The 14,046-nt window shown below is 68.1% G+C and carries 19 protein-coding genes and 1 pseudogene; 10 read left to right on the top strand and 10 right to left on the bottom strand.

The features are described from left to right. Window positions 1-25: 25 nt before the first annotated feature. Window positions 26-1,612 (bottom strand): methyl-accepting chemotaxis protein, encoded by a 1,587-nt coding sequence (locus tag ACT4N8_RS12985; protein WP_444858544.1) that lies wholly within the window; start codon window positions 1,610-1,612, stop codon window positions 26-28. A gap of 197 nt (window positions 1,613-1,809) precedes the next feature. Between ACT4N8_RS12985 and ACT4N8_RS12980 the strand changes: the two genes are divergently transcribed. From ACT4N8_RS12980 to ACT4N8_RS12970, 3 genes are all read left to right on the top strand, one after another. After that, a complete protein-coding gene (locus ACT4N8_RS12980) occupies window positions 1,810-2,325 on the top strand; it encodes a helix-turn-helix domain-containing protein (protein WP_444858543.1) in 516 nt (171 codons plus the stop codon). 115 nt (window positions 2,326-2,440) lie between these two features. Continuing rightward, on the top strand, window positions 2,441-4,591 hold the full coding sequence (locus tag ACT4N8_RS12975) for a prolyl oligopeptidase family serine peptidase (RefSeq protein WP_444858542.1): 2,151 nt from the start codon (window positions 2,441-2,443) through the stop codon (window positions 4,589-4,591). Between the two features lie 93 nt (window positions 4,592-4,684). Beyond that, window positions 4,685-5,119 carry a glycine zipper 2TM domain-containing protein gene (locus ACT4N8_RS12970; protein WP_444858541.1) on the top strand — a complete coding sequence of 145 codons (435 nt, stop codon included), beginning with the start codon at window positions 4,685-4,687 and terminating at the stop codon, window positions 5,117-5,119. 33 nt (window positions 5,120-5,152) lie between these two features. Here ACT4N8_RS12970 and ACT4N8_RS12965 read toward each other — a convergent pair whose 3' ends face one another. From ACT4N8_RS12965 to ACT4N8_RS12955, 3 genes are read right to left on the bottom strand one after another with little or no spacing between them, the layout of a single operon-like run. Beyond that, window positions 5,153-5,569: a VOC family protein gene (locus ACT4N8_RS12965; protein WP_444858540.1), complete on the bottom strand. Its 417-nt coding sequence runs from the start codon at window positions 5,567-5,569 to the stop codon at window positions 5,153-5,155. Then, on the bottom strand, window positions 5,566-6,063 hold the full coding sequence (locus ACT4N8_RS12960; protein ID WP_444858539.1) for an SRPBCC family protein: 498 nt from the start codon (window positions 6,061-6,063) through the stop codon (window positions 5,566-5,568). The genes ACT4N8_RS12965 and ACT4N8_RS12960 overlap by 4 nt, the downstream gene beginning before the upstream one ends. Next, window positions 6,063-6,404: an ArsR/SmtB family transcription factor gene (locus ACT4N8_RS12955; protein ID WP_444858538.1), complete on the bottom strand. Its 342-nt coding sequence runs from the start codon at window positions 6,402-6,404 to the stop codon at window positions 6,063-6,065. Before ACT4N8_RS12955 ends, ACT4N8_RS12960 begins: the two co-directional genes overlap by 1 nt. A gap of 203 nt (window positions 6,405-6,607) precedes the next feature. On the opposite strand from ACT4N8_RS12955, the gene guaA reads away from it, so the two are divergent. Next, a complete protein-coding gene (gene guaA / locus ACT4N8_RS12950; protein WP_444858537.1) occupies window positions 6,608-8,167 on the top strand; it encodes a glutamine-hydrolyzing GMP synthase in 1,560 nt (519 codons plus the stop codon). On the opposite strand, the gene ACT4N8_RS12945 is transcribed toward guaA, so the two are convergent. Beyond that, complete coding sequence (locus tag ACT4N8_RS12945) at window positions 8,128-8,538, bottom strand: hypothetical protein (protein WP_444858536.1); 411 nt, start codon at window positions 8,536-8,538, stop codon at window positions 8,128-8,130. The genes guaA and ACT4N8_RS12945 overlap by 40 nt on opposite strands. 170 nt (window positions 8,539-8,708) lie before the next feature. Here ACT4N8_RS12945 and ACT4N8_RS12940 point away from each other — a divergent pair, with 170 nt between their 5' ends. The 6 genes and pseudogenes from ACT4N8_RS12940 (at window position 8,709) to ACT4N8_RS12915 (ending at window position 10,533) form a co-directional block, all read left to right on the top strand. Continuing rightward, window positions 8,709-9,032, top strand: coding sequence for an ArsR/SmtB family transcription factor (locus tag ACT4N8_RS12940; protein ID WP_444858535.1), 324 nt, complete (start codon window positions 8,709-8,711; stop codon window positions 9,030-9,032). Further along, a pseudogene (locus tag ACT4N8_RS12935) lies at window positions 9,029-9,274 on the top strand (SRPBCC family protein); the annotation flags it as partial. The gene ACT4N8_RS12940 and the pseudogene ACT4N8_RS12935, both read left to right, overlap by 4 nt. Window positions 9,275-9,300: 26 nt before the next feature. After that, a complete protein-coding gene (locus tag ACT4N8_RS12930; protein ID WP_444858534.1) occupies window positions 9,301-9,459 on the top strand; it encodes an SRPBCC domain-containing protein in 159 nt (52 codons plus the stop codon). An 11-nt stretch (window positions 9,460-9,470) separates the two neighbouring features. Then, window positions 9,471-9,701 (top strand): hypothetical protein, encoded by a 231-nt coding sequence (locus ACT4N8_RS12925; RefSeq protein ID WP_444858533.1) that lies wholly within the window; start codon window positions 9,471-9,473, stop codon window positions 9,699-9,701. Window positions 9,702-9,707: 6 nt separating this feature from the next. Then, a complete protein-coding gene (locus tag ACT4N8_RS12920; RefSeq protein ID WP_444858532.1) occupies window positions 9,708-10,127 on the top strand; it encodes a DUF1801 domain-containing protein in 420 nt (139 codons plus the stop codon). Between the two features lie 10 nt (window positions 10,128-10,137). Further along, the gene (locus ACT4N8_RS12915) at window positions 10,138-10,533 is read left to right on the top strand and encodes a DUF1801 domain-containing protein (RefSeq protein ID WP_444858531.1); all 396 of its coding nucleotides are present in this window, start codon (window positions 10,138-10,140) and stop codon (window positions 10,531-10,533) included. A 26-nt stretch (window positions 10,534-10,559) separates the two neighbouring features. Here the strand turns inward: ACT4N8_RS12915 and ACT4N8_RS12910 are convergent, their stop codons facing one another. The 5 genes from ACT4N8_RS12910 to ACT4N8_RS12890 form a co-directional block, all read right to left on the bottom strand. Then, the gene (locus ACT4N8_RS12910; RefSeq protein WP_444858530.1) at window positions 10,560-11,066 is read right to left on the bottom strand and encodes a hypothetical protein; all 507 of its coding nucleotides are present in this window, start codon (window positions 11,064-11,066) and stop codon (window positions 10,560-10,562) included. A 101-nt stretch (window positions 11,067-11,167) separates the two neighbouring features. Next, window positions 11,168-11,572 (bottom strand): VOC family protein, encoded by a 405-nt coding sequence (locus tag ACT4N8_RS12905; protein ID WP_444858529.1) that lies wholly within the window; start codon window positions 11,570-11,572, stop codon window positions 11,168-11,170. Beyond that, window positions 11,572-12,081 carry a 2'-5' RNA ligase family protein gene (locus ACT4N8_RS12900; RefSeq protein WP_444858528.1) on the bottom strand — a complete coding sequence of 170 codons (510 nt, stop codon included), beginning with the start codon at window positions 12,079-12,081 and terminating at the stop codon, window positions 11,572-11,574. The genes ACT4N8_RS12905 and ACT4N8_RS12900 overlap by 1 nt, the downstream gene beginning before the upstream one ends. Window positions 12,082-12,092: 11 nt before the next feature. Then, complete coding sequence (gene arr, locus ACT4N8_RS12895; RefSeq protein ID WP_444858527.1) at window positions 12,093-12,503, bottom strand: NAD(+)--rifampin ADP-ribosyltransferase; 411 nt, start codon at window positions 12,501-12,503, stop codon at window positions 12,093-12,095. Between the two features lie 379 nt (window positions 12,504-12,882). Then, on the bottom strand, window positions 12,883-13,782 hold the full coding sequence (locus ACT4N8_RS12890) for a hypothetical protein (RefSeq protein ID WP_444858526.1): 900 nt from the start codon (window positions 13,780-13,782) through the stop codon (window positions 12,883-12,885). Window positions 13,783-14,046 lie beyond the last annotated feature (264 nt).

Here is a 14,046-nt window from a genome sequence, read left to right as displayed (position 1 = left end):
TCAGGCGGCTGGCCCTGGTCCGCGATCACGCCACCCGAGCAAGGAACGCCCGGGTTTCCTCCACGAGGCGATTGGATTCGGCGGCCATATGATTCGTTGCATCGCCGACGTCGCCCGACAGGTCGGCAGCCTCACCGGCAGCGACCCCGGCAGACAGCACCGCGGCCTGGATTTGCTGAACCAGGGAAGCGGCGCTGTCCGCGAACCGCTGAACGGCGTCCCCGACCACCGATTGGCGGCGAATGGCGTCGGAAACCGAAGCCGACACTGCCGCCATCTCCCCGAAGCCCGACTGCATCGAGTCGATCAGCTCGGACGCGTCCCTGACCGCCCTGGTCATTGACTCCAGCTTCCTGCGGACATCCTCTGTCGAAGAGGCAGTCTGGTTGGCGAGGGATCGGACTTCGCCGGCGACCACCGCGAAGCCTCGTCCCGCCTCACCCGCGCGCGCGGCCTCGATCGTCGCGTTGAGAGCGAGCAGATTGCTGCGGTGAGCGACGTCTGCGATGGTGCCGACGATGGTCTCGGCATCGCGCGCGGATTCGACCAAGGCTGAAAATTGCTGGCTGATCGCCCCATGGATCTGATGGACGCCGCCGGATGCTTGCTCCTGCGTCCCGAGGTCGCGCTGGATTTGGGTGAGCAGCCCGATCAGTTCGGCGGTGGACTCGAGAAGTTCCGTCGCGCCGACATCGGCGCGTTGTGCCTCGGTGGCGACGTCGGCGATCTGATCTCGCGTTTGGCTGCCATTCTCGGCAAGCCGGTGAGCTGAACTCCTTGTCTGTTCGGCCGACGCGGCAAGAGCGGTCGCGATGTGCAGGATCGACTGCTCGAAATCACGAGCCAGTCCATGCAACTCGGCCTTCCGTGCTTCCTGCGCCCTTGCCTGGGCCGACGCCGCGGCTTCCGCGGAGGCATGTTGCAGCCGCCAGTGCTCCTGCTCAGCCTTCGCGGCCATGACGGCCTGGTCGGCACGCGCCTGCGCCAGATCGGCCCCCGCTTGAAATTGCTGCTCGAACAGCCTTGCGTGAGCGACGACGCTGCGACCCAGCATGACGATGAAGACGCCCAGGAAGACAAACACTTCCCAAGTGACCGCAGAGAAGGATGCGTATGCGGCGGAAACCGTTACCGCCACCGCGAGAAAGGCGAGACTGGCCTCGATCACCGTCGAATAGCGCAGGGCGCCGACCGCGATGACACCTGCCATCACAGTCGTGATGATGATCTGTTGATCGAGGGTGGCAGCCGCCCCGGCGACGGACAGGAAGGTGAACCACCCGAGCGAAACGAACGCCGCCTGAACACAAAGTAGTCCGAGTTGTCGAACGGGTGCCGCCGCGCGCCAGTTGGTTTTCCTGTCGACGATCCATTTAAGCAAGGTGCCCGTGCTGACGGCGGCGTGAAACAGCGCCGCGTACAGGACGCCCTGAAAGAGGGGCCGATCGGACAATAAGGCAACGATGCTCGCGGTGACGATCAGCGTGATGAGAAAGGTGAGCGGATAGCTACCGGACGCGTTTCTCAGCTGCGACGCCACCATCTCGGGCGAACGTGCCGACCACCGATCGCGGATGCTGTCCACGAATGCCTTTGCGCGAACTCCGATCATCCTGCCCCATTTGATCGAATTTGGTTGCCAGCTCGTTAACTATGCACTCGGGCGTACGGGACCCCGGCTACGCGCCTGGGTGCAGTGGGTGGTTGCTTGCACGGCAAACGTGAACAAGACGAGAACAAATCTCTTTCCTACAACCCCGCTCCTCAGGCATAAGCTGGTCGGTTCGCCCCGACTCGAGGAGCCGCAGCATGCCTTCACCCGCCGTCCCCGCGCCGCCCGGCCTGCCCGGGCTCCCCGCCTTCCTCCGCTTCGCCCCGGTCCCCGTCCGCTCGCGCCGTGACGGCTGGTCGCCCGATCTCCAGTTTCGCTTCGTCCTCGATCTCGCGCGCGGGGCGGGGGTGGACGAGGCGGCGCGGCGGCTCGGGCGGTCGCGGCAGACCGCTTGTGCGCTGCGGCGCCGGGCCGGGGCCGAGGAATTTGCCGCCGCGTGGGACGCGGCCGTCGCCTTCGCCGCCCAGGCGCGCGGCGCCGCCTGGGCGTCCCGGCGGGTCGGCGCCGCGCCGGCTGGAATCGAGACCCTCTGGGTGCCGCGCTTCTATCGCGGGCGGCTGGTCGGCTACATCCAGCGCGACGATCTTTCCGGCGCGATGGCGCGCCTCGCCCGGCTCGACCGAGTCGCCGACCGGGTCGAGCGCGATCCGGCCTACGCCGCCGCGGTGCGTGCTGCTTCCGAGCGGCTCGGCCCGCTGCTCGGCGAAAGCTGACAAAGGCGACACGATGGCCCAAGCCGAACGGTCAAGTATGTCAGCTTTGACAGGCCGATCCCGGCTGCTACATTTCGGCGCGCTCCCGCATTTCACAGCGAAAGTCCGATCGACCATGCGCCTCTTCGCCGCTCTCCTCCTGCCGTTCGCCGCCGCCTCCGCCTTCGCTCAACCGGCCTCGGCCCCGCTCGCCTATCCGCCGACCGAACGCGGCGATGTGGTCGAGGAGCAGTTCGGCGAGCGGGTCGCGGACCCTTATCGCTGGCTCGAGAACGACGTGCGCGAGGATCCCCGCGTGCGGGCCTGGGTGACCGCGCAGAACGAGGTCACCAACCGCTTCCTCGCCACCCTGCCCGGGCGCGCCGCCTTCCGCGCGCGCATGACGCAGATGTACGATTACGAGCGCTTCGGCCTGCCCGAGCGCGCCGGCAGCCGCTATTTCTACACCCGCAACGACGGCCTGCAGAACCAGTCGGTCCTCTACGTCCGCGAGGGGCTGGAGGGCACGCCCCGGATGCTGATCGATCCCAACACCTGGTCGGCCGACGGCGCCACCGCGCTCGCCGAATGGGATCCGTCGGAGGACGGCCATCATCTCCTCTATTCGGTGCAGGACGGCGGCACCGACTGGCGCACCGTCCGTGTGCTCGACGTCGCCACCGGCCAGCCCACCTCGGACGAGGTGCGCTGGGTGAATTTCTCCAATCTCGACTGGGAGCATGACGGTTCGGGCTTCTTCTCTTCGCGCTTCCCCGAGCCCGCGCAGGGCGCGCAATTCCAGTCCTTGAACGAGAACCACGTCATCTATTTCCACCGCCTCGGCACGCCGCAGAGCGAGGACCGGCTGGTCTATGCGACGCCCGACCGGCCGCGCCTCAGCAACAATGGCGAGGTCTCCGAGGACGGACGCTGGCTGATCGTCTATTCGAGCGAGGGCACCGATGCCCGCTACGAGATCGCCCTGATCGATCTCACCCGCCCCGAAGCCCAGCCGCGCCGGCTGATCACGGGCATGGAGCATGACTGGACCTATCTCGGCAATTCGGGCGACACCTTCTACTGGCAGACCAACAACGGCGCCGCGCGCCAGCGCATCGTCGCCACCGATATCGCGCAGCCGGAGCTGACCATCCGCGAGCTCGTTCCCGAGGACGAAGCGACGCTGCGCGGCGCCTCGATCGTCGGCGACCGGTTGATCCTCACCTATCTGGTCGACGCCAAGAGCGAGGTGCGCACCTTCGATCTGAACGGCCGCCGCCTCGGCACGATCGAGCTGCCGGGGATCGGCACCACCGCGGGCTTCCAGGGCGACCAGGGCTCGACCGAGACCTTCTACAGCTTCGCCAGCTACAATCTGCCGGGCGCAATCTACCGCTACGACCCGGCGAGCGGCGAGAGCAGCGTCTTCGCCCAACCGCAGCTCGAGTTCGATCCCGCCCAATATGAGGTCCGCCAGGTCTTCTACCAGTCGCGCGACGGCACCCGGATTCCGATGTTCCTCGTCCACCGCCGCGATCTCGACCGGACCCGGCCGCAGCCGACTTTGCTCTACGGCTATGGCGGCTTCAACGCGCCGGAGCTGCCCCGCTACCAGCCCAAGTGGATGACCTGGGTCGACATGGGCGGCGTCCTCGCGGTCGCGAACCTGCGCGGCGGCGGCGAATATGGGCAAGCCTGGCACGACGCCGGGCGGCGCGCGAACAAGCAGAACGTGTTCGACGATTTCATCGCCGCGGGCGAATATCTGATCCGCGAGCGGGTGACGACCAACCGCCAGCTCGCGATTGAAGGCCGCTCGAACGGCGGCCTGCTCGTCGGCGCGGTGCTCAATCAGCGGCCGGACCTGTTCGCGGCGGCGCTTCCGACCGTCGGCGTGATGGACATGCTGCGCTTCGACCGCTTCACCGCCGGGCGCTATTGGGTCGACGATTACGGCTATCCGGATCGCGAGGCCGATTTCCGGATCCTGCGCGCCTACTCGCCCTATCACAACCTCCGGTCGGGCACGCGCTACCCGCCGATGCTGGTCACCACCGCCGACACCGACGACCGCGTCGTCCCGGGCCACAGCTTCAAATATATCGCTGCGGTGCAGGCGGCGGACCTCGGGCCGGGGCCGCATCTCATCCGCATCGAGACCCGCGCCGGCCACGGCTCGGGCAAGCCGACCGACAAGCAGATCGAGGAATATTCGGACATGTACGCCTTCATCGCCCATTTCACCGGCCTCGAGGTCCCGGCGGCGGGCGAGATGGGCGGGCGCTGAGCTGTTCATCCACCGCTCAGGCGGGATGAATGAAAAGGTCCTGGTCGGGGCGGCGTATCTCGCCCCAGCCATGTTTTTCGGGAGCCCGTATTCATGCTCAGGAAGATTCTGCTCGGCGCCGCGGCGTCGCTCGCCGCCTTCGTCGCTCTGCCCGCCGCCGCCGAGGCGCAAGGCTATTATCGCGACGGCTATTACGACCGCGGCTATTATGACGACGGCTATTACGACGACGGTTATTATGATCGCCGTTCGTATCGCGACAGCCGCCGCCGCTACCGGCGCGGCGACTATTACGGCCGCGGCCGCTATTATGACCGGCGCCGCTACGCGCGCAGCCGCTATCGCTGCGGCGACGGCACCACCGGCGCGATCGTCGGCGGCGCGACGGGCGCCCTCATCGGCCGCTCGATCGACCGCAACGACGGCCGCGGCCGCTACGGCCGCTATCGCGACAACGGCACCGGCGGGGCGATCGTCGGCGGCCTGATCGGCGCCCTCGTCGGCCGCGAGATCGACCGCGACTGCTGAGCTCTCACCGAGGGGGCCGCCGGTCCCCTCGGCCTATTCGGTCCAGGCCGGGTTCCACGCCACCTCCCAGAGGTGGCCGTCCGGATCGAGGAAATAGCCGGCATAGCCGCCGTAGAAGGTGTCCGCGGCCGGCTTGACCGGCGCGGCGCCCGCGGCGTGCGCCTGCGCCAGCACCGCGTCGACTTCGTCCTTCGACCCGACATTGTGGGCGAGCGCGAACTCGGTCGCGCTGCGCGGGCCGACCGGCAGGCCGGAATCGTGGGCGAGGCTCGCACGCGGCCAGAGGCCGAGCTTGAGGCCGTCCTCGAGCGCGAAGAAGGCGACCGCGCCATGCGCGAACTCGGTGCCGACGATCCCCTCGGTCGCGAGGCCCAGGCCGTCGCGGTAGAAAGCGACGGCCCGGGGGAGATCGTCGACGCCGAGCGTGACGAGGGTGATGCGCGGCTTCATGCCGTCGCGGCGAGGCCCTGGGCGAGCTCTTCGAGCTGCTCGGCGCATTTGCCCCAGCCTTCCTGGAAGCCCATTGCCTCGTGGGTCGCCTTGTCCGCCTCGTTGCGGTGGAGCGCGACGGCGCGGTAGAGCGTCTTGCCGTCGCCGGCATCGGCCATGGTGACGATCGCCGTCATCGGGAAGGATTCGCAGCCCTCGCCCGCTTCGGCCGGCCGGTAGCCGGGCGCGAGCGCGCTGGTCCAGACCAGCCGCTCGCCCTCGATCACCTCCAGCACGCAGCCGGGATTGCCGTGGCCGGTGTCGAAGCCGTCCGGGCCGACCATGCGCAGCCGGAAGATCCCGCCGGGGCGGAGGTCCAGCTCGAGCTCGCTGATCTCGTAGGGCTTGGGCGCGAACCATTGCTTCAGGAGCGTGGCATCGGTCCAGGCCCGCCAGACGAGATCGCGGGGGGCATCGAGGGTGCGTTCCAGCACCAGATCGTGTTTGTCGCTCATCAGTCTTCTCCTTCGTCTTGCAATGTTGCGAGAAAGGTCTCGAGCCGGTCGGCATTTGCTTCCCAGAGCGCGCGCTGCTCGGCGAACCAGCTTTCCGCGGCGCCCATCGCCGCCGGCTCGATCGAGACGGTGCGCACGCGGCCCTTCTTCGCCGATCTCACCAATCCGCTCGCTTCCAGCGCCTGGAGGTGCTGGAGGACGGCGGGGAGGCTCATCGGCAGCGGCCGCGCGAGGTCGCTCACCGATGCGGGGCCCCGGCTCAGCCGAGCCAGCATCCCGCGCCGCGTAGGATCGGCGAGGGCCTGGAAGGTGCGGTCGAGGAGGCTCGAATCGTTAAGCATTGGCTTAACTAACGCGACGATTTCCGATTGGCAAGATAGTTTAGCACTTGCTTAACTGTTCACCGCACGAATCCGTCATTCCAGCGAAAGCTGGAATCCCATTTTCTTGAATGGACGCAGCGAGGCAGGGAGATTCCAGCTTCCGCTGGAATGGGTGGGCGACTTGGCTTTACACGGACAAGACCCCTTCCTATCGCCCCGGCATGACGCTCCACCCCACCGACTCCATCCTCATCGTCGATTTCGGCAGCCAGGTGACCCAGCTGATCGCGCGGCGGGTGCGCGAGGCGGGGGTGTATAGCGAGATCGCGCCGTTCAACCGCGCCGACGAGGCGTTCGCGCGGTTGCAACCCAAGGGGATCATCCTCTCCGGCGGGCCCTCCTCGGTGATGTGGGACGATTCCCCCCGTGCGCCGCAGCATTTCTTCGACGCCGGCCTGCCGATCCTCGCCATCTGCTACGGCCAGCAGACCATGGCGCACCAACTGGGCGGCCGGGTCGCGCCGTCGGACAATCGCGAGTTCGGCCGCGCCTATATCGACATCATAGGCGAGAGCGTCCTGTTCGACGGCCTCTGGCACAAGGGCGAGACCCACCAGGTCTGGATGAGCCATGGCGACCGGGTGGAGACGCTGCCCGAAGGCTTCAGCGTCGTCGCCGCCTCCGAGGGCGCGCCGTACGCGGTGGCGACCGACGAGATGCGGCGCTTCTTCAGCCTGATGTTCCACCCGGAGGTCGTCCACACGCCGGACGGGGGGAAGCTCCTCGCCAATTTCGTCCGCCACGTCTGCGGCTTGCCGGGCGACTGGACGATGGCCGAATATCGCCAGACCAAGCTCGCCGACATCCGCGCCCAGGTCGGGGACGGCAAGGTGATCTGCGGCCTTTCGGGCGGGGTCGACAGCGCGGTCGCGGCGGTGCTGATCCACGAGGCGATCGGGCATCAGCTGACCTGCGTCTTCGTCGACCACGGGCTGATGCGTCAGGCCGAGGCGGAGCAGGTCGTCTCGCTGTTCCGCAATCACTACAACATCCCGCTCGTCCATGTGGACGCGAGTGACCAGTTCCTCGGCGGTCTCGTCGGGCTCGACGAGCCCGAGGCGAAGCGCAAGCTGATCGGCAAGACCTTCATCGACATTTTCGAGGCGGAAGCCGCGAAGATCGGCGGCGCCGATTTCCTCGCCCAGGGCACGCTCTATCCCGATGTGATCGAGAGCGTCAGCTTCACCGGCGGGCCTTCGGTGACGATCAAGAGCCACCACAATGTCGGCGGCCTGCCCGAGCGGATGAACATGCAGCTGGTGGAGCCGCTCAGGGAATTGTTCAAGGACGAGGTCCGCGCGCTCGGCCGCGAACTCGGTCTCCCCGAAGCCTTCGTCGGGCGGCATCCTTTCCCGGGCCCTGGCCTCGCCATTCGCATTCCCGGCGAGGTAACGAAGGAGCGCTGCGACATCCTCCGCAAGGCGGACGCCATCTATCTGGAGGAGATCCGCAATGCGGGCCTCTACGACGCGATCTGGCAGGCCTTCGCGGTGCTGCTGCCGGTCAAGACCGTCGGCGTGATGGGCGACTATCGCACCTACGACCATGTCTGCGCGCTGAGGGCAGTGACTTCGACCGACGGCATGACCGCCGACATCTACCCCTTCGACGCCGCTTTCCTCAGCCGCGTCGCCACCCGGATCGTCAACGAGGTCAAGGGCATCAACCGGGTGGTCTATGACTATACGTCGAAGCCGCCAGGAACGATCGAGTGGGAGTGAGGCCTTTTCTGCGAGCCGTCCAAGGTCTCCGCAGAAAAGTTGAGGATGGTTGAGCCTTGCAGAGCGGGTGCGTCCAAACCTCCGACGTTGACCGGCGTGCGGGAGCCCCGGGCGATCAGCCGGCACTCCTGCCAGTCCGCATCATATTGCGCGCGGGTGGCGCCCGGGCGGTTGTAGAAGTGCGTATCGCGCAGATCGCGGGCGGCATCGCGCCCGATCTCTTCGGGGCCGTCGTTCGGGTCCGCGGGCGGCGGCGCCGGGACCGGCGGCGGCGAGGATCCGGTCGGCGCCAGAATCGTGTTTTGAGCCAGCACAGGCTGCAACGGCAAGGCCGCCGCGATCAGCGTGGCGGCACACAATTTCATGCGCATCGAATCGGCCTCCCCCCAGAGTTTGTAGGTAACCGGCTAGACAGGAAGGAGAAAATATAAAGCGGGACTAGTGCTCGCCGCTTGCCGCAGGGCGAGCGCCGCCGCTCTTGACGAACGCATAACTCCATGGTTATAGGACAAATCGATAACCAGTGAGTTATGTGAATCACATGGCCGAAGCACAGGACATGCTCTTCCGGACCCTTGCCGATCCGACCCGGCGGGCGCTGTTCGAGCGGCTCTGCCGCGAGGGCGAGCTGACGGTCGGAGCGTTGACCGCGCAGGCCGGGGTCTCGCAGCCCGCCGTATCGAAGCACCTTGGCCTGCTCAAGCGCGCCGGGCTGGTGCGCGACCGGCAGGATGGGCGGCAGACCCATTACGGCGCCCGGCCCGGCGCGCTGGCGCCGCTTGTCGACTGGACCGGACGGATGGCGGGGTTTTGGGAGGCGCGCTTCGACGATCTCGAGGATTTGCTGAGGAGGATGGACCAGTGACCGAACCGGCAGAGGAGCGGCGCACGGTTGTCGTCGAGCGCGAATTCCCGCATCCGCCGGAGAAGCTGTGGCGCGCGCTTACCCAGCCCCATCTGATCGAGGAGTGGCTGATGCGGAACGATTTCGCGCCGGCCGTCGGCCACAGCTTCAGCCTGCGCGGCGACTGGGGCGGCGTGCTCGACTGCGAGGTGCTCAACGTGGAGCCGCGCCGCGCGCTCGCCTATAGCTGGAACTTCGCGCACGAGGATCCGCCTACAATCTGGAGAGCGTGGTCACCTTCACGCTCACGCCGACCCCCGAGGGAACCCTGCTCCGCATGGAGCAGGCGGGCTTCCGGCCCGACCAGAAGCAGGCGCTCGGCGGCGCCAAATTCGGCTGGCAGAAGTTCCTCACCAACCTGCATGAGTTGCTGGAACGGATCGACTGAGGAGATCTGAGATGAACTGGAGCAAGGGAATCAGGCAATTCCATCGCTGGACGTCGATCGTCTTCGTGGTCGTCGTCGTCGCCATTTTCGGCCTGCTGGGCATGGGTCAGCAGCCAGCCCAATGGGTCTATTTCCTCCCGCTGCCGCCGCTCTTCCTGCTGATGCTCACCGGGCTTTACATGTTCTTCCAGCCTTATGTGATCCGGCGCCGCGGCGCGCGGCTGGCCGGCGCACCGGAGTAAAAGCGAATGACCAGGAAGCCCGTCCTGCTTTCCGGCGGCAATCCGCAGATTCCCAAGGGCTATGGCGAGGCGCCGGTCAAAGCCTATCTCGACGCGATGCCGGAGTGGAAGCAGGGTGTCGGGCGGCGGATCGACGCGATCGTCGCCAAGGCCGTGCCGGGCGTGCGCAAGGCGGTGAAGTGGAACTCCCCCTTCTATGGCGCGCCGGATGCGCCGCCGGATCATTGGTTCCTCAGCTTCCATGGCTTCGACCGCTACGTGAAGGTGACCTTCTTCCAGGGCGCGTCGCTCGAGCCGGCGCCGCCGGAGAAATCCAAATATCCGGATGTCCGCTATTCCCATGTCCACGAGGGCGAGGAGCTGGACGAAACCCGGTTCGCGGATTGGGTGACCCAGGCGAGCCGGTTGCCCGGCGAGAAGCTGTGAGGAGAGAAGGATGAGCGGTTCGGCGGAGATCGACGCGAAGATCGCAGGGCCCGGGGACTGGCGGGGCGAGGCGCTAGGGCGGGTCCGCGCGCTGATCCGGGAGGCGAAACCGGAGGTGGTCGAGACGGTGAAGTGGAGGAAGCCGACCAACCCGGCGGGCGTGCCGGTATGGGAGCATGCGGGCATGATCTGCACGGGCGAGACCTATCGGGACAAGGTGAAGCTCACCTTCGCGCGCGGCGCGGACCTTCCCGATCCGGCCGGGCTGTTCAACTCCAGCCTCGGCGGCAACACGGGCCGCGCGATCGATATCCGGGAGGGCGAGGAGATCGACAGCGAGGCGCTGAAAGCGCTGGTGCGGGCAGCGGCGGCGCTGAACGTGGCGAAAGCGCCCAGGGGTGGCTGAAAGGCTAGTGGCCGGGGGCATCCTCTTCAATCGGAGATCGTGTCCCCGGAATTGCCGTAATCGGCGATCGCCTGCGCTTCCGCGGCGGTCGCCGCCGCCGCCTCGTCGGCCCAGGCCGCGGCCAGCGCATAAGCGGGCTCGATCCCGGCGAGCGCCGCCTCGATCCGGCGCGGCGACACCGCGCAATCCTCGAGCGCGGCCGCGAACAAGGCGCGCAGCGCCGGCGCCTCGAGCACCACGTGCCGGCCGATCTCCTCGCCGTTGGTGCAGTCGGAGCGCTCGACCAGCACGGCCTGGATGCGGCCATGATTGCCACGCCAGAAGACGGCCGAGAACTGCAGGCGGGCGCCCCCGGCGGTCCGGCTCATCCGTACCATGCTGCCGCCGTCCGATTCCGCGACCTCCTCGACCAGCCAGCCGCTTACCTCCCGCTGCCGGGTCAGCCGGCTGTCCGGCTGCGCCGCGAGGATCGCGCCTCCAGCCAAGGTGAGAAGCAGGGCGCCGGCGGCGGCGAACGGGCGAAACGCGCGCATGGGGCGGCCTCCTTTCGCGCGACGGATAGCATGGCGGCGGCGCGGGCGGGAAGCGGGCGGGGCGGGCCGGATGACGCGGGTCGCGATGTCGGTGTGGTTGCTCATCGTTCTTGGCTGAACTGCACCAGATCCCAGAGGTTGCCGTAGAGGTCCTTGAACACGGCGACCTTGCCGTAAGCGTGGAGGGCGGGGGGGCGGACCCATTCGACGCCGGCGCGGGTGAAGGCGGCGTGATCGCGCGCGAAATCGTCGGTGGCGAGGAACAGGAAGACGCGGCCGCCGGACTGGTTGCCGATGAACGCCGCCTGCTCCGGCGTGGCGGCGCGGGCGAGGAGGATCGTCGTCGCCCGATCCGGCGCGCCGGGCGGGCGGATCGTGACCCATCTTTTGTTCTGCTCGGGCACCGGGCTGTCCTCGACGAGGATGAAGCCGAGCTTGCCGACGTAGAAATCGAGCGCCTCGTCATAATCGCGGACGATCAGGGCGACATGGGCGAGATGGGGCATCAGGCCGGCCCGGCGAGCGGCCAGCGGCCATGCTCGATATGGGTGGTCTTGCCGACGACGCTTTCGATCAGCAGGATTTCATCGACGATCCAGCCGATCGGCTCGATCTTCGCCGAGCCCAGCCGGTCGCCGCGATAGTTGATCGTCAGGTGCGGTTCGGGCGTCGTGCCGAGCATAAGCGGCGCGCGGCGCTCGAGGAGATGGCGGACCAAAGCCGCCTGGAACGCCCGCGCTTCGGAGAGGGGCGCCCGCGTGCGCAACGTCACTGCCTTGCGATTCTCAATCCGGTCGAAGGCGAGTGGGAAGCTGTGGCCCTCGAACGCGTCCAGCGAGGCGATCATGGCGGGAAGCCATTCGGGCGGCGCGTAATGGAGATCGAACAGCGAGAGCAGGGTGACGTGCAGCAGCTCGGGGCCACGCGCCGCGTCGTTGCGCGGCAATGCGGCGATCCGCGCCCCGACCTCGGACGGCGGCTTCGCCACGACATAAAGCGGATTGCGGGCGCGCATGTTTCCCTAGCCTAGTCGATGATCCGCATATCGCCCTCGGACTCCAGCCGGGCGAGGAAGTCCTTCATCTCCTTGAGGCGCTCGGGGCTGTGGCTCTCCCATTCCGTCACCTCGCCAGTGATCCGCAGCGGCTCCCGCGAGCGGTAGGATTGAGTCGGGTTGCCCGGGAATTTCTGGTCGGTGAGGTTGGGATCGTCCTCGAACGCGCCGGTCGGCTCGATGATGTAGATGCGCTCCGGTCCCTCGCCTTTGGCCAGCTCGCAGCCCCAGATCGCGGCGTCGAGCGTGCCGGAGAAATAGATCCAGGAGAGCTTGCGCTCCTGATAGTTGGAAGCGAAGCCGGGCGCGAGCAGCGCGCCCACGCTGAGGTCGGCGCGGGTGCCGTGGTAGAAGGGGCCGGTGGCGTCCCTGGCATAGGTCATCGCGCACGGATACCCGCTCGTGTCCGCTGCGCAAGGGTGACGAAAGTTGAGGAAGTTGAGACTTGCCAGGAGCCTCCGCTCCTTCTCCGCGAAAGGTCCCAATGTGCGCACTCGCCATGGGCGGCGATGAAGCCGCGCCGCGGCCGGGGCGCTCCGGAGCGCACGAATGTCACGAATGTCACGAATGTCACACGGAAACGGGGGGGTCATACCGCCCCGAAGAGGGGGCGCGCGGGGGTCTGAAGCTCCGCAAGGAGCGCCGCCGCGCGGGCCGCCGCGCGGGCGGGGCGATACGGGGCGAGGCCGGCTGAGTCGTTCATCGCGCAGCCTAGAACAGAAAAGGAACGCTGTAGGACAGTATTTTCTTCGCGATGTGCGATCAGAGCGGCACGGCACACCCCTGGCGCCGCTCGCCGCCGACGAGGAGATCGACGGCGATCGGATAGCGCCGGTCCGACATGCCGTCGGAGCAGCCCGGCGCGGCGCGGGTGGTGAGCTCGAACCTTTGGCCGCCGAGCGCGCCTGACCAGGTGCCGCCGCTCCCGTTCGCGGTGGGCGTGTAGCGGGTCCAGACGCGGGTGCCGGCCTGGTCCTCCGGATGCGAATAGGTGACGCAGCGCCCCTCGATCCGCGCGCCCCAGAACGGCTCGGTGCCGATCGCGCGAAGCGGCGCCAGCCGGAGCCGCTCGCTGCCCTGCATGAAGCAGGCGCCGGCACCCGCCACGGTCGCGGGCGGAAGGGAGGGCGGACCGGCGCCGGCGGCGCCATCGCCGCAGGCGGCCACGAAGGCGCGGGCGAGGTCGGCGGGCGGGGCGTGGTGCGGCCCGCTGTTCTGCGCGCCGTAATTGACCGCGACGGGGCCCGCGATGAGTGCGGCGAGATTGCCGGGCACCGCGCCGGCGCCGGTGACGCCGCCGCGCGCCGCATCGCCGCGCGTGTCGGCGACGAGCGCGACGACTTCGCCGCCGCTGCCGAACGAGAGCCGCTCCTCACTGCCGACCGGGCGGAAGGCCGGAACGTTGACGAGCAGCCGATTCGCGCCCGACGGGCAGAAGAAGCGGACCGTGGTGTCGCCGGACGCCGAGACGAGCGCCAGCGCGGCGCCCTCGCCGCTCGACTGGAGGTCCCAGCGCGCGCCGGCGGGGGCTTGCACCGGAGCGCCGGGCGCGACCGGCGCGGCGGCATTTGCGGCGCCGTTGGCCTCGGCCGGATCATCCCGGGCGCCGCCGCATGCGGTCAGCAGCAGCGAGGCGGCGGCGATCGGGCCGGACAAGCGCATCATCTCTCTCCTCTGGTCAGGCGCGCGCGCGAGTCCCGCTTGTGCGCCACCGGAGGCTGAACTCGGCCGGGCCCCGGAGGTTGCCCGAGAGGCAAGCTTGAGCGGCGCGCGCGAGAGCGGCTCAACAGGGAGGGAAGGGCGGCTCAGCCCCGCGGGCATCGCCTCCACACGGCTTCCGTCGCCTCGTCGCGCGGCCAATCGTAGCGCCGCCACCGGAATTCGTCTCGGCCTTCGACATAAGCCCACCAGAGGACCGGATCGCCC

Source organism: Sphingosinicella sp., from assembly GCF_052387495.1.
Classification (GTDB): Bacteria; Pseudomonadota; Alphaproteobacteria; order Sphingomonadales; family Sphingomonadaceae; genus Allosphingosinicella.
The sequence above is the reverse complement of the archived record's forward strand: the minus strand, read 5'-3'. Positions and strand labels throughout refer to the sequence as shown.

Coding starts and splice junctions, on each gene's coding strand:
- ACT4N8_RS12985 (WP_444858544.1), bottom strand. CDS start 1,612: ATGATCGGAGTTCGCGCAAAGGCATTCGTGGACAGCATCCGCGATCGG.
- ACT4N8_RS12980 (WP_444858543.1), top strand. CDS start 1,810: ATGCCTTCACCCGCCGTCCCCGCGCCGCCCGGCCTGCCCGGGCTCCCC.
- ACT4N8_RS12975 (WP_444858542.1), top strand. CDS start 2,441: ATGCGCCTCTTCGCCGCTCTCCTCCTGCCGTTCGCCGCCGCCTCCGCC.
- ACT4N8_RS12970 (WP_444858541.1), top strand. CDS start 4,685: ATGCTCAGGAAGATTCTGCTCGGCGCCGCGGCGTCGCTCGCCGCCTTC.
- ACT4N8_RS12965 (WP_444858540.1), bottom strand. CDS start 5,569: ATGAAGCCGCGCATCACCCTCGTCACGCTCGGCGTCGACGATCTCCCC.
- ACT4N8_RS12960 (WP_444858539.1), bottom strand. CDS start 6,063: ATGAGCGACAAACACGATCTGGTGCTGGAACGCACCCTCGATGCCCCC.
- ACT4N8_RS12955 (WP_444858538.1), bottom strand. CDS start 6,404: ATGCTTAACGATTCGAGCCTCCTCGACCGCACCTTCCAGGCCCTCGCC.
- guaA (WP_444858537.1), top strand. CDS start 6,608: ATGACGCTCCACCCCACCGACTCCATCCTCATCGTCGATTTCGGCAGC.
- ACT4N8_RS12945 (WP_444858536.1), bottom strand. CDS start 8,538: ATGCGCATGAAATTGTGTGCCGCCACGCTGATCGCGGCGGCCTTGCCG.
- ACT4N8_RS12940 (WP_444858535.1), top strand. CDS start 8,709: ATGGCCGAAGCACAGGACATGCTCTTCCGGACCCTTGCCGATCCGACC.
- ACT4N8_RS12925 (WP_444858533.1), top strand. CDS start 9,471: ATGAACTGGAGCAAGGGAATCAGGCAATTCCATCGCTGGACGTCGATC.
- ACT4N8_RS12920 (WP_444858532.1), top strand. CDS start 9,708: ATGACCAGGAAGCCCGTCCTGCTTTCCGGCGGCAATCCGCAGATTCCC.
- ACT4N8_RS12915 (WP_444858531.1), top strand. CDS start 10,138: ATGAGCGGTTCGGCGGAGATCGACGCGAAGATCGCAGGGCCCGGGGAC.
- ACT4N8_RS12910 (WP_444858530.1), bottom strand. CDS start 11,066: ATGCGCGCGTTTCGCCCGTTCGCCGCCGCCGGCGCCCTGCTTCTCACC.
- ACT4N8_RS12905 (WP_444858529.1), bottom strand. CDS start 11,572: ATGCCCCATCTCGCCCATGTCGCCCTGATCGTCCGCGATTATGACGAG.
- ACT4N8_RS12900 (WP_444858528.1), bottom strand. CDS start 12,081: ATGCGCGCCCGCAATCCGCTTTATGTCGTGGCGAAGCCGCCGTCCGAG.
- arr (WP_444858527.1), bottom strand. CDS start 12,503: ATGACCTATGCCAGGGACGCCACCGGCCCCTTCTACCACGGCACCCGC.
- ACT4N8_RS12890 (WP_444858526.1), bottom strand. CDS start 13,782: ATGCGCTTGTCCGGCCCGATCGCCGCCGCCTCGCTGCTGCTGACCGCA.